Raw genomic sequence first — 12,489 nt, 5'->3', positions numbered from 1 at the left:
AGTCATTCAAAGGGAACCAAAGAACCGCTGAAGGCGATCCATGGCTTCATTGACACGTGCAAGCGATTGCGAACCGAAGCAGACACGCAAATGCCCTTCACCGCCCGCTCCGTAAAAACTCCCCGCTTCCAGCACAACGCCCGCCTCTGTCATGATGCGTTCGGCCATGTCCTGCGACTTAAGACCCAATGCAGCGATTTTGGGAAACGCGTAGATCGTGCCTTCCGGCCAGTCGCACGTGACACCAGACATTTGATTTAACCGCGACACGACAATGTCGCGCTTTACTTTGTCTTCCGTCACCAGTTCGGCCAATATCTCCTCTGGCCCCGAGACCGCCGCCAGAGCCCCCGCCTGAATGAATGTGTTCACGTGAGTGACGTCGTTGGTCGTGATCTTCAGGATACCTTCGATCATATGCCGCGGTGCGGTGAGATACCCAAGTCGCCAACCATCCATGGCGAAACTCTTGGTAAAGGCGAACATTGAAATCGTTCGCTCCTTCATGCCGGGCAACGAAGCGATCGAAACATGGCGCGCGCCATCAAACAGTATCTCTTCGTAAACCTCGTCAGAAACCACCACCAGATCGTGACGGCGAGCAATATCCGCCAGAACTTCCAGCTCCTCGCGACTGTAGACCCGTCCTGTCGGGTTACACGGATTGATCAGAACAATCATTTTTGTGCGGGCCGTGATCTTGGGTTCGATCAGTTCCGCCTTGATCGAGAAACGGTCGCTGGCATCCAGCGGCGCCAGAACAGGTTTGGCTCCGGCGAGTTCTATCTTGCCGATATGCTGAGGATAATAAGGTTCCAACAGGATCGCCTCGTCGCCCGGGTCAAGCAGCGCCATGAAAGCGGCAAAGGACGCATGGGTCAGCCCGTTAGTGACAACGATATCGGAGGCTGAAACATCCATGTCATTCTTCTCACGCAGACGGGCGGCCAGGGCTTCGCGCAATTTTGGAATTCCCTGAAAATGCGAATAATGGACATCGCCTGCCATCAGTGCATTGACCGTCGCCTGCTTGATATGCAGTGGCGTATCGGCATGGGGGCTGCCAAGCTCCATGTGAATGAGGTCACCGGCATTCGCTCCGAGTGCTGCCGCCCGGGCATACATGCCAAAAGATTTGCGGGAACTTTCGGTGATGCGTCTGGCAAGGCGGATCATAAGTCTTTCTCTCCTGTTGTTTTCCGTCTCAGCCCTGCCCCTCAGCGAGTGTCAAAGCCGGCCTTCCGGGAATCTGGTCAGCTGGCGCATTCAAGCCAACACCGTCCTGTCCCTTTGTTTTCACATCTTCGTCCTGAGCAGACTGCATAAACGCAGCTTCAACCTGGATTGGCTTCCCAACATGCGCGTATCTAAAGATCATTTGATCAAATAAGCAAGTGAAATATTCCCTGATAATTTCTGCAAGTGCAGGAATTATATCGTTCCTTATATCCAATTGTTATTATTGTGTTTTTTATCGTATCTCAACGCGAGGGCAGAGAGTAGGTCAGTAATCCATATCGAACAGCGGATATGGGAATGCTATTCCTCATTGTCATCCATGAGGTGATTGCCGACCGATTTTTTGACACGCTTCATATCTCTCAGCAACGAAGCGATCGTGTCGCGATCGACCTCGGCCATCAGATCACGTAACCAGCTTTCATGGACCCGTGCCATTTCTGCGAACACCGTCTGCCCAGAATCAGTCAATCGCGCGACGGTAACGCGTCTGTCGGCACCAGGTGTTTCACGACGCACAAGACCGTCGGCTTCCAATCGCTCAATCAAGCCGGTGATGTTGCCATTCGTCACCATGGTCCGACGCGAGAGTTCTCCCAGCCGCAACCCGTCCGGTTCCCGGTAAAGCTGGGCAAGAATGTCAAATTGTGGCAGCGTGACACCAAATTCATTGCGCAGACGGCGGCGGATTTCCTGTGAAACCAGTCTGGTTGTTGCCAGCATACGCAGCCAGAGGCGCAATTCCTGCTTCTCGCCCTCATCGACTTCGGTGACTATAAATTCGAGATCCATTATCCGCCCGGTGCATATCGTTGCGCTGCAATCAATGAGAATTGCGCCAGACAGCCGATATTTCAAGCCTAAATTAACCTGACCGCTACACCCCTGCCCTTTGTTGGTCGGCAGATCACACAAAAACCTTCCCTTAAAGCAATCGAACCGTGAAGAATGCCGTCGACATGCGAGCCCAGTTTTTTACAGATGACCGATATTATACTTGAATGCATATAACTGCATTACCTTGCATGAGGTTTTACTACCAGTCACAGAAGGACGTACGGACAGAAAAGTCCAGAAATTTGGTCTATTGGCGAACGCTCTTCTGCCGCGAGAAAATTCCTAGAAGATTTTGTAAAAGAGATACTTGCAAGAGCATATTTCCTGCCATAGGCTTCGAGTGAACGTCCGAAAGAGACCGGTTCATCAAGGACCGCACAATAAAGCCGGCGCCGGCTCAGGGCGAAATGGGGATTTCATGAACGATACATCTGCTCTTTCCAGCCTTGCGTCCGGACTGCTGTCTGGCACCGTCAAGGTCGTTGACATCACCGCACCACTCGGTCCGGATACGCCCGTCCTTTACCTTCCCCCGCAATTCGGCAAAAACACACCGAACGTTAAAGTTCACACTATCAGCCAATACGATCAGAATGGTCCGTTCTGGGCCTGGAACTGGATAGAGCTTGGCGAGCACACCGGCACCCATTTCGATGCCCCGTGTCACTGGATCACCGGCAAGGATCACTCCAACAACACCACTGATACGATCCCGCCACAGAACTTCGTTGCTCCCGTAAACGTAATCGACCGTTCCGCACAAGCCGCCGCCGACGCTGATTATCTGCTGACGGTTGATAGCATCAGGGAATGGGAAGCAGAGCATGGCGAAATTGAAGCTGGATCATGGGTTTTGATGCGTACCGACTGGTACAAGCGCAATGGTTCAGCCGATACATTTCTGAATGCCGATGAAAACGGCCCACATTCTCCGGGACCAACGGTTGAAGCAATCGAGTATCTGCTTTCCAAAGGCATTATCGGTTGGGGTCAGGAAACAGTCGGTACGGATGCAGGATCCGCAGGAGCCATGACCCCTCCATTTCCGGCACACAACCTCATGCACAAGGCAAACCGATACGGACTGGCAAGCCTGAGCAACCTTGATCAGCTACCAGCCAAGGGGGCGATCCTGATCGCAGCACCCCTGAAATTCGTGAAAGGAACCGGCTCGCCGGTCCGTGCACTCGCACTCATCGTCGGAGAAAAAACGACCGGACAGTAGCATCTGCGACAAGGAAGTCCTGCACAGAGCCAAGAAAGACTACGTCACATACTATAAAGTATGTTGCGATTCACTGTCTCCAGCGATTGGAGGCAGTGAGAGTGCCTTTGATTGAACTGATTTCGAATGGTCGGTGATTGAACCACTTCTTCCGACCACAGTGCGCGGCAAGCCTCATGTCGATGAACAGCACATTTCGAACGGTATTCTCTGGCATCTGAGAACAGGTACACCCGCATTCCAGTTCGATACGATCCTCTTCTTGGAGGCTTGCTTTAAGAGGCTTGATCTCTTTTCGTCATTGTGCAGGCGGCGCGGGCGGAAAATCACCCTGCGGCTGCGGCGACGGCGAGGATGGTTGCGGCTCCGGTTCAGGGGCCAGCGGCGACGGATTATCCATCATATTGCCGCTATCTGGCTCCGGATTGGGCAGAGACGTATCGGGCTTGTCGCCGAAAATGCCGAGACGCGCTTCCACAGCCTTACGACCCGCTTCGTCATAGGCACCGCCCGGAGCGGCCTTCGCCCAGCCATTGGCAACCAGCCATGCGGCTGCATCTTCATTGCCCAGCAAGCATTCGGTCGCCACCGCGCCACCGCTGTCGTTTTCAGGCAGGCGGCACATGACGGCACGGGAGCGCAGCCATTGCCGGAAGGCAGTGCGCGCCTGCATGCCGCATGGCCAGCTTTCACCGGAAGCGGTCTGGCAGGTCTGTTCTAAGGGTACGATTTCGATGCCCTGCAATTCAATAATACGGCCCTGACTTTCAAGCCGTCCGGCCGCCACAGCGACAGGTCGCTGCAAAAGCTGCATCTGTTCACCCGCATCGACAGGCGTGGCCGGTGCCGGTGGCTCCGGCGGCTTGGGCGTGGATGCAAGACCGAGATCGCTCAGCGGTGGACGCGGTGCTTCGCGTTCAATGCCGTTGTCATTCACCTGGTCGTTGACCTTGCCGTTCTCTTTCCACGCAGGCGGCTGCCCTTCAACGGGGGCGGTTTGGCCCGGTTGCGGCGACGTCTCCTCCGAAGCATTGCCCGTTTCAGGCGATGTCTCCGGCTCGTTATAGTCAAACTGTTCGACGACGATACCGTTTCCCGTACCGGATTCTGTCTTCGTATCACCGGAGTTGATGACGACCACCGGGCGATCCAGTGCACCATAGAACGGCGCCACGAAGGCTGCGATCAGAACTGCGCCTGTTATGCCAGCCAGACCGCCGAAAACGGCGCGTGCATGGCTTCTATCCTGCGATTGCGCCATTACTGGCTCGCCCATAAAATGCGGGCGACCCATTCGATATCCTTGGACTCGAAAATGCGGTTCGGATGTTCGGGATTGAGCGAATGAAGCTCAATGGTTCGTGGCGTCTGGCGATGCAAGATCTTGGCCATCACTTCTCCGTCTTTCGTCCGCACCACTACGCGATCGCCCCGGCGAATGGCGGTATTGGGTGCTACGATCAGCGTATCGCCATCACGGTAAAGGGGCAACATTGAGTCGCCCGAAACCTCCAGCGCGTACACACCTTCCCCCGATCCGGCCGGGAATTCCACAATGTCCCAGCCTTGTCCAGCCGGGAAACCGGCATCGTCGAAATAGCCGCCAGCGCCCGCTTCGGCCATGCCGAGCAATGGAATGGACTGCATGTCCTGCGTATATTCGCCGAATTGCGGCGTGCGATTTTCGCCACGGATGAGCCGCGTGAATTCATCGAACGTCGAGCCGGTTGCTTCCATCACCTTGGCCAGCGATTCCGTCGAAGGCCAGCGCGCACGCCCATCGGAAGCATAGCGCTTGGATTTGTTAAAGGTCGTAGGGTCGAGCCCTGCACGACGCGCCAGCCCGGACGCGCTCAGGGAATGACGTTCAGCCAGGGCATCAATGGCCGCCCACACGCTCTCGTGAGAAAACATAGTAATGATCCGCCACCTAGGTTCCGACATATCTTCCTGAATAATCCCCATCAGGAAAGATATGTTTCAAAGGATTTTAAACCTATTATTCCGTCCCATCTTCGGCTTCAACCTACCGAAAAAGCAGTAATTGCGCAAGACGGCTGAATTAACAGGGAAAATTTTCTTATCCGGGGATGCTGCAGTTCAGCTATGACAAGAAGCACAAACAAAAAGCGCGGCATGAAACATGCCGCGCCTGATGATCTTGCGAAGGGTTAAGCTTACGCTGCCTTCTTTGCTTCCGTCTTGTAAGGGTTGAAACGCTGGTAGAAGCTTTCACCGTTTTCGGCCATGTCGAGCAGAAGTTTCGGCGCCTTGAACTGCTGGCCGTACTTCTTCTGCAACTCCTTGGCAAGCTTGACGAATTTCTTCGCACCCATGCCATCGATATAGGACAGCGTACCGCCGGTATAAGGCGCGAAACCAAAGGCAAGAATGGAGCCGACATCGGCTTCACGCGGATCGGTGACAATGCCTTCTTCCATCACGCGGGCAGCTTCCAGAGCGATGGTGACGAGGAAGCGCTCTTTCAGCTCCTTTACATCGATCTTGTCCGGATTCTGCTGTGGATAGAGATCCTTGAGGCCCGGCCACAGATGCTTCTTGGCAGGCTTCGCCGGATAATCGTAGAAGCCCTTGCCGTTCTTGCGGCCCTTGCGGTCGAACTCGTTGACGAGACGATCCACCAGTTCTACATGGCGCGGATCGACCGCCTTTTCACCGAGATCAGCAAGGGTTGCCTTGAGGATCTTCTGTGACAGGTCGATAGCGGTTTCGTCGTTGAGCGCCAGCGGACCAACCGGCATGCCAGCCATACGGGCGGCATTTTCGATCATGGCCGCCGGAACACCTTCAACCAGCATGTTGTAGGCTTCCGACATATAGCGCAGCACGCAACGATTGACGTAGAAGCCACGTGTATCGTTGACGACAATCGGCGTCTTCTTAATCGCACGAACGTAATCAAGGGCTACGGCCAGTGCCTTGTCCGAGGTCTTTTTGCCGAGGATCACTTCCACCAGCATCATCTTGTCGACAGGCGAGAAGAAGTGAATGCCGATGAAGTTCTTTGGACGTTTCGAGACTTTCGCAAGACCAGTGATCGGCAGGGTCGAGGTGTTGGAAGCAAAGACTGCGGAAGTCTTGAGCACTTCCTCGGCCTTCTCAGTCGCAACACGCTTGACTTCACGGTCCTCGAACACGGCTTCGATCACCAGATCGGCACCTTCGAGAAGCGCGTAATCCGGCGTTGCCGTGATAAGCGACAGGAGCTTTTCCTTGTCGGCTTCCGTGGCGCGGCCTTTCTGCATTTCCTTGGCGATAAGGTCAGCCGTATGTGCCTTGCCCTTGTCGGCAGACTCCTGATCGCGGTCGATCAGCACCACCGGAATGCCTGCCTTGGCGGTCACATAGGCGATGCCTGCGCCCATGAAGCCAGCGCCGATAACGCCGATCTTCTTGAGCTTGGTCGGCTTTTCATCGACCGGACGGCGTGCGCCCTTGTTCAATTCCTGCAGCGACACGAAGAGCGAACGGATCATCATGCCCGCTTCGGTCGTCTGGAGGATTTCGGTGAAATAGCGCTGCTCGATCTTGAGGCCGGTATCGAACGGGACCAGCAGACCTTCATAAACCGACTTCAGGATAGCAAGGGCTGCAGGATAATTACCGGAGGTTTCGCGACGCAGGATTGCCGTTGCGGCAGGCCAAAGGTTCGCACCGGCAGCAGAATAGATCGCGCCGCCGGGCAACTTGAAGCCCTTTTCATCCCATGGCTGAACTGGCTTGAGACCGCCCTTGATGAGCTTCTTTGCGGTTTCGACCAGCTTCTTGGCCGGAGCAATCTCGGTGACGAGACCCATTGCCTTGGCGCGCTGCGCCGTCAGGCTGGAACCCGTCGTCATCATCTGGAGCGCGTCCTGCTGATTGGCAAGGCGCGGAACGCGCTGCGTACCGCCAGCGCCCGGGAACAGGCCGACCTTGACTTCCGGCAGTGCCATCTTCACGCCCGGCGCATCGGATGCTACGCGGGCATGGCAGGCGAGGGACATTTCAAACGCGCCGCCCATGCAGGTGCCGTTGATGGCCGACACCCACGGCTTGCCGCAGGTTTCAAGCTTGCGGAAAAGACCGCTCATCTTGCCGACATTGTCGAACAGGGTCTGGACCGCGCCCTGCGGGTCCTTGGCCTTCTGCTTCTGGAATTCCTTGAACATGCCTTCCAGCATGGTCAGGTCGGCGCCACCAGAGAAGCTGTCCTTACCTGACGTAATAACAACGCCCTTGATCTTATCGTCGGCCGTCACCGCGTCGATGATGGAATTCAATTCCTGCATCGCATCGACGGTGAAGACGTTCATCGACTTTTCAGGCATGTCCCAAGTGACGAGAGCAATGCCATCGGCGTCGGTTTCAACTTTGAAATTTACATAAGCCATTCGTAAAACCTCCCTCGCCTTAAACGCGCTCGATGATCGTCGCCGTGCCCATGCCGGCACCGATGCACAATGTCACCAGCGCGGTGTTGAGATCGCGGCGTTCCAGTTCATCCAGCACCGTACCGAGGATCATCGCACCGGTTGCACCGAGCGGATGGCCCATGGCAATGGCGCCACCATTGACGTTCATCTTGTCGTGCGGAATGTCGAAGGCCTGCATGTAGCGCAGAACAACGGCAGCAAAGGCTTCGTTCAGCTCGAACAGATCGATATCCGAGATTTTCATCTTCGCCTGCTTGAGAAGCTTTTCCGTCACATCAACCGGGCCGGTCAGCATGAGCGCCGGTTCGGAGCCGATATTGGCGAAAGCACGAATGCGCGCACGCGGCTTGATATCGAATGCCTTGCCAGCCTTCCTGGAACCAACCAGAACGCCAGCCGCACCGTCGACGATGCCCGACGAGTTACCGGCATGGTGGACGTGGTTGACGGTTTCGATTTCCGGATGGGCCTGAATGCCGACCGCATTGAAGCCGCCCATTTCACCCGGCATCACAAAGGATGGATTGAGCTGGCCCAGCGCCTGCATGTCGGTTGTCGGGCGCATATGCTCGTCATGGTCGAGAATGGTCAGGCCATTCTGGTCCTTGATCGAAATGACCGAATTCTTGAAATAGCCCTTTTCCCACGACTTGGCGGCACGCTTCTGGCTTTCGACGGCATAAGCGTCGACGTCATCGCGGCTGAAACCATATTTCGTGGCGATCAGATCGGCGGAAACGCCCTGCGGCATGAAATAGCCCGGGAAGCCGACCGATGGGTCCATGTACCAGGCACCGCCCGACATGCCCATGCCGACGCGCGACATGCTTTCCACGCCGCCTGCAATCACCAGATCGTCGGAACCGAAGGCGACCTTGGCTGCCGCCAGATTGACCGCATCGAGGCCGGAAGCGCAGAAGCGCGAAATCTGGATGCCCGGCGCCTTGAAGTCGTAACCGGCTTCAAAAGCTGACGAACGCGGGATGACCGCACCAGCTTCTCCCACCGGATCGACACAGCCGAAAATAATGTCATCGACCTTTGCCGTGTCGATACCGTTGCGGTCGCGCAGGGATTCCAGAACCTTCGCGCCCAGACGAACGGCAGGCACTTCGTGCAGGCTGCCATCCTTCTTGCCACGTCCGCGCGGTGTGCGCACGTGATCGTAAATATAAGCCTCAGCCATTTTTGCTCCTTCCCGCTAAGTTCGAAAACTTAGCCTGATCTCTAACTCAGCCTGATCTCTAACTCAGAATGTGTCCGCGTTGAGCGCCATCATCGAATCCGCGCCCGACTGGATGCGTGCGAGATGTGCGGCGCTTTCCGGCATGATCCGCTCGAAATAATAGCGCGCGGTAACAAGCTTGGCTTCAAGGAACGCCTTGTTGCCTTCGCCACTGCCAAGCTTTTCTTCCGCGATCCTCGCCATGCGCGCCCACATGAAGCCAAGCGCCACCAGTCCGAACAGATGCATATAGTCGTTGGAGGCGGCACCTGCATTGTCGGGCTTGGCCATCGCATTCTGCATCAACCACATGGTGGCAGCCTGAAGATCGTTGAGGCCCTTCTTCAGATGCTTCGTGAAGAAGGAAAACTTCTCATTTTCGCGGTTGGCTTCGCAGAAATCGCCCACTTCCTTGAAGAAGGCAGTGATTGCGCGACCACCGTTAAGCGCCAGCTTGCGACCGACGAGGTCAAGCGCCTGAATGCCGTTTGCACCTTCATAGATCATCGCGATGCGCGCATCGCGCACATACTGGCTCATGCCGTGTTCTTCGATATAGCCGTGCCCGCCGAAGACTTGCTGCGCCATGACGGCGTGTTCAAATCCCTTGTCGGTCAGAACGCCTTTCAGAACCGGCGTCAAAAGACCAACGAGATCATCCGCCGCCTGACGTTCCGCCTCATCGCCTGCGCGATGGGCAATATCGGAGTTGAGTGCGGTCCAGAGGATAAGCGCGCGACCAGCTTCGTTGAAAGCACGGATATTCATGAGGTTGCGGCGGATATCCGGATGCACGATGATCGGATCGGCCTTCTTGTCCGGTGCCGCGGCACCCGAAAGCGCACGACCCTGAATACGCTCACGCGCATAGATAGCGGCATTCTGGTAAGCAGTTTCGGCAATCGAAAGGCCCTGCAAAGCTACACCAAGACGCGCTTCATTCATCATGGTGAACATGGCGCGCAGGCCTTTGTGTGCCTCGCCAATCAGGAAGCCCGTCGCATCATCGTAGTTCATGACGCAGGTGGAGTTGCCGTGAATGCCCATCTTTTCTTCGATGGAACCGCAGGACACGCCGTTGCGCTCGCCCGGATTGCCGTTCTCATCAAGAATGAACTTCGGCACGATGAACAGCGAAATGCCCTTCACACCTTCCGGCGCGCCGTCGATACGGGCCAGCACCAGATGGATGATGTTGTCCGACATGTCGTGTTCGCCAGCCGAGATGAAAATCTTCTGGCCGGAAATTTTGTAGGAACCGTCTTTTTGCGGCGCGGCGCTGGTGCGCAGCAAGCCCAGATCGGTACCGCAATGCGGCTCGGTCAGGTTCATCGTGCCGGTCCAGGTGCCTTCCACCATCTTCGGCAGATAGGTGTCTTTCTGCTCATCGGTGCCGTGGGTCAGGATCGCGGCAATCGCGCCCTGTGTCAGGCCCGGATACATGGTGAGCGCCATATTGGCAGACGACATATATTCGCCGACAGCCGTGTGCAGCAGATAAGGAAGCCCCTGCCCGCCATATTGTTCCGGCACGGCGAGGCCGAGCCAGCCACCTTCGCGATAAAGGTCGTAAGCCTGCTTGTAGCCTTTCGGCGTCGTCACCGAACCGTCCGAATGACGCTTGCAGCCTTCGCGATCAGCGGTCTGATTGACCGGAAACAGGGTGCCCTCGGCAAGCTTCGCGCCTTCAGACAGGATTGCCTCGACGACATCGGGCGACGCGTCGGCAAAGCCCGGTAGATTGTTGTAGCGCTGATAATTCAGAACGTCATTGAGAACGAAATTCGTATCCTCAACTGGCGCGCGATAGCTCGGCATAGAAATCCTCCAAATTCACCACCTGAGCCGTTCCGCGATGGCTGGAACGAGCCCGTAACCGCGTTTCATGCCTGCATGCCACATTATAGCAAAACGTTGTGACAGCGCGCATGTTGCAACAAAAAGGGATGATTTTCTCCGAAAACAGCCATTTTTGCCGCTTTTTTGACTGACCACATCACGGAATTCGCGCTCGTCCAGTCAATTTCGGCTCGAAGCTAACCTACTTTGACGTTTCCGTAAACGTCAAAAATTACACAAGTTCGTGCGGGACGGGGAAATGTTCATGTAAAGACGCTTTTCATCCTGATAGTGGTCGAAGGGAAAGTGTGATAAGCGCCTGCAAGCAACAACAGGAGTATAGTGGTGAGCGAACCTACTGTAGCGGAAGCGACAGACCGAATTTATGAATCGCTTCAGGCGGATAATGTCGACATCGATTTACATATCGCCGCCCTGAAAGCAGCGCTTGAGCGCGCGGGCCTGAAAGAGGCTGTGTTCGATCCGGCCAAGCTGGTGCAGAACAATCGCTCCGGCAGGAAGCTCATGCAGGCATATTTTCGCCAGCGTGGTGTTATGGTCAAGTTTACGGCTTCGTGAACGGTCATTTTTGACCGGTAACGCGAGCTGAACGGTGAAAATCACGCCGATTGCGTAGACCGGATGACCAGATGTGAGACATGAGAAAGGCGGCAATTCTGCCGCCCTTCTACTATTAATCGATCCTTGAAGGCTTACTTGACCCATACAACGCGGCGGGTCTGCGTATCGATCAGAGCCGGACGATCTTCCACATAAACATAGGAATAAGTCGGCTGCTCAGGAACAGCCACCAGAGGCACATCCTCGGGGATGACCATACCTTCGGCGATATCTCCTTCGATGATGACCGGATCAACCGGATTGGTTTCGATGTAGGTCACGACTTCATTCGGCACCAGCGGACCAGCATTCGGCCCTTCGGTATAATAGACGACCTGACGGTTCTGCATGGAAACGATCACCGGTTCACCATTGACATAGATGTAACCGAAACCCGGATTGTCGGGGATCGGATGAACCGCGATTGCATCGGGGAGAACATAACCGTCACTGATTTCGCCCTCAATGACGACCGGGTCCGAAGGATTTGCGATGACATAATCGCGTGCTGCCTGAGGCACTTCGATAAGCACTCGATCCTGCGCCAGCGCAAAACCGGAGCTAGCAAGAAACGCCGCTACGGTCAGAACAAGAGCTTTTTTCATTGTCAGCCTCACTTTCGCATCAGAGCGAATTCGATCTGATTGGATCAGACCGGCGCTCCATCTGTTCGTTCTGGGCACATCTTGGATGCGCCATCAGTCGCAAGGCTGGAATAACCCCGTCGATGCGTCGAGGTTCCCACTCCAGGGCACACTTCATGCAACAGGCTGAAACATTCGGACCTGTCAGGCGGAGTTCGCTCTGACTTCGATCTGGCCGAGGCCGCACATTCGTGGATGCGCACATATACCCAAATTAAAAAGATGACGGCGAATAATTGTGAACCGTAGTTTCATTGCCCAAAGCCGCCCCAGAGCGCACTTGGCGAGACACAAGTCGATACAAGTTTTCAGGAATCCCAGAACGAAGCCTTCCGGAAGCTTCCTTGCGGATAAATCAGTTATTCGAAAATTACATTTCAATATTTAGCGTTAGTTAAATTAGCCAATATAGATTGAGAAATC

Annotated in this window: 10 protein-coding genes and 1 pseudogene; 3 read left to right on the top strand and 8 right to left on the bottom strand. The window is 55.4% G+C overall.

Going from position 1 to position 12,489, the window contains the following annotated elements; translation table 11 throughout:
* Positions 1-6: 6 nt before the first annotated feature.
* Complete coding sequence (locus tag ABDF71_RS22105) at positions 7-1,176, bottom strand: pyridoxal phosphate-dependent aminotransferase (protein WP_258124849.1); 1,170 nt, start codon at positions 1,174-1,176, stop codon at positions 7-9.
* Between the two features lie 363 nt (positions 1,177-1,539).
* Positions 1,540-2,031: a MarR family winged helix-turn-helix transcriptional regulator gene (locus ABDF71_RS22100; protein ID WP_036587599.1), complete on the bottom strand. Its 492-nt coding sequence runs from the start codon at positions 2,029-2,031 to the stop codon at positions 1,540-1,542.
* A gap of 463 nt (positions 2,032-2,494) precedes the next feature.
* On the opposite strand from ABDF71_RS22100, the gene ABDF71_RS22095 reads away from it, so the two are divergent.
* Together ABDF71_RS22095 and ABDF71_RS22090 are read left to right on the top strand one after the other, a co-directional pair.
* A complete protein-coding gene (locus tag ABDF71_RS22095; RefSeq protein ID WP_029926628.1) occupies positions 2,495-3,301 on the top strand; it encodes a cyclase family protein in 807 nt (268 codons plus the stop codon).
* A gap of 133 nt (positions 3,302-3,434) precedes the next feature.
* A pseudogene (locus ABDF71_RS22090) lies at positions 3,435-3,536 on the top strand (transposase); the annotation flags it as partial.
* A gap of 63 nt (positions 3,537-3,599) precedes the next feature.
* On the opposite strand, the gene ABDF71_RS22085 reads toward ABDF71_RS22090, so the two are convergent.
* The 5 genes from ABDF71_RS22085 to ABDF71_RS22065 form a co-directional block, all read right to left on the bottom strand.
* Positions 3,600-4,562, bottom strand: coding sequence for a thermonuclease family protein (locus ABDF71_RS22085; RefSeq protein WP_151615316.1), 963 nt, complete (start codon positions 4,560-4,562; stop codon positions 3,600-3,602).
* Positions 4,562-5,215, bottom strand: a complete 654-nt coding sequence (locus ABDF71_RS22080; RefSeq protein WP_029926626.1) for a S24 family peptidase — start codon at positions 5,213-5,215, stop codon at positions 4,562-4,564. The genes ABDF71_RS22085 and ABDF71_RS22080 overlap by 1 nt, the downstream gene beginning before the upstream one ends.
* A gap of 263 nt (positions 5,216-5,478) precedes the next feature.
* Positions 5,479-7,695 (bottom strand): FAD-dependent oxidoreductase, encoded by a 2,217-nt coding sequence (locus ABDF71_RS22075; RefSeq protein ID WP_500061808.1) that lies wholly within the window; start codon positions 7,693-7,695, stop codon positions 5,479-5,481.
* 19 nt (positions 7,696-7,714) lie between these two features.
* On the bottom strand, positions 7,715-8,923 hold the full coding sequence (locus ABDF71_RS22070; RefSeq protein ID WP_012093366.1) for an acetyl-CoA C-acetyltransferase: 1,209 nt from the start codon (positions 8,921-8,923) through the stop codon (positions 7,715-7,717).
* A gap of 63 nt (positions 8,924-8,986) precedes the next feature.
* Positions 8,987-10,780 (bottom strand): acyl-CoA dehydrogenase C-terminal domain-containing protein, encoded by a 1,794-nt coding sequence (locus ABDF71_RS22065; protein ID WP_258124851.1) that lies wholly within the window; start codon positions 10,778-10,780, stop codon positions 8,987-8,989.
* 363 nt (positions 10,781-11,143) lie between these two features.
* Here ABDF71_RS22065 and ABDF71_RS22060 point away from each other — a divergent pair, with 363 nt between their 5' ends.
* A complete protein-coding gene (locus tag ABDF71_RS22060) occupies positions 11,144-11,380 on the top strand; it encodes a hypothetical protein (protein WP_151615271.1) in 237 nt (78 codons plus the stop codon).
* Between the two features lie 134 nt (positions 11,381-11,514).
* Here the strand turns inward: ABDF71_RS22060 and ABDF71_RS22055 are convergent, their stop codons facing one another.
* Positions 11,515-12,027, bottom strand: a complete 513-nt coding sequence (locus ABDF71_RS22055; protein WP_029926551.1) for a DUF1236 domain-containing protein — start codon at positions 12,025-12,027, stop codon at positions 11,515-11,517.
* Positions 12,028-12,489 lie beyond the last annotated feature (462 nt).

This window comes from Ochrobactrum sp. WV_118_8, assembly GCF_039631535.1.
Classification (GTDB): Bacteria; Pseudomonadota; Alphaproteobacteria; order Rhizobiales; family Rhizobiaceae; genus Brucella; species Brucella anthropi.
Note: the sequence above shows the minus strand (reverse complement) of the source record. Positions and strands in the feature narration are given on the sequence as shown.

What these genes read in the sequence shown, in the direction of transcription:
- ABDF71_RS22105 (WP_258124849.1), bottom strand. Translation starts at nt 1,176, where the DNA reads ATGATCCGCCTTGCCAGACGCATCACCGAAAGTTCCCGCAAATCTTTT.
- ABDF71_RS22100 (WP_036587599.1), bottom strand. Translation starts at nt 2,031, where the DNA reads ATGGATCTCGAATTTATAGTCACCGAAGTCGATGAGGGCGAGAAGCAG.
- ABDF71_RS22095 (WP_029926628.1), top strand. Translation starts at nt 2,495, where the DNA reads ATGAACGATACATCTGCTCTTTCCAGCCTTGCGTCCGGACTGCTGTCT.
- ABDF71_RS22085 (WP_151615316.1), bottom strand. Translation starts at nt 4,562, where the DNA reads ATGGCGCAATCGCAGGATAGAAGCCATGCACGCGCCGTTTTCGGCGGT.
- ABDF71_RS22080 (WP_029926626.1), bottom strand. Translation starts at nt 5,215, where the DNA reads ATGTTTTCTCACGAGAGCGTGTGGGCGGCCATTGATGCCCTGGCTGAA.
- ABDF71_RS22075 (WP_500061808.1), bottom strand. Translation starts at nt 7,695, where the DNA reads ATGGCTTATGTAAATTTCAAAGTTGAAACCGACGCCGATGGCATTGCT.
- ABDF71_RS22070 (WP_012093366.1), bottom strand. Translation starts at nt 8,923, where the DNA reads ATGGCTGAGGCTTATATTTACGATCACGTGCGCACACCGCGCGGACGT.
- ABDF71_RS22065 (WP_258124851.1), bottom strand. Translation starts at nt 10,780, where the DNA reads ATGCCGAGCTATCGCGCGCCAGTTGAGGATACGAATTTCGTTCTCAAT.
- ABDF71_RS22055 (WP_029926551.1), bottom strand. Translation starts at nt 12,027, where the DNA reads ATGAAAAAAGCTCTTGTTCTGACCGTAGCGGCGTTTCTTGCTAGCTCC.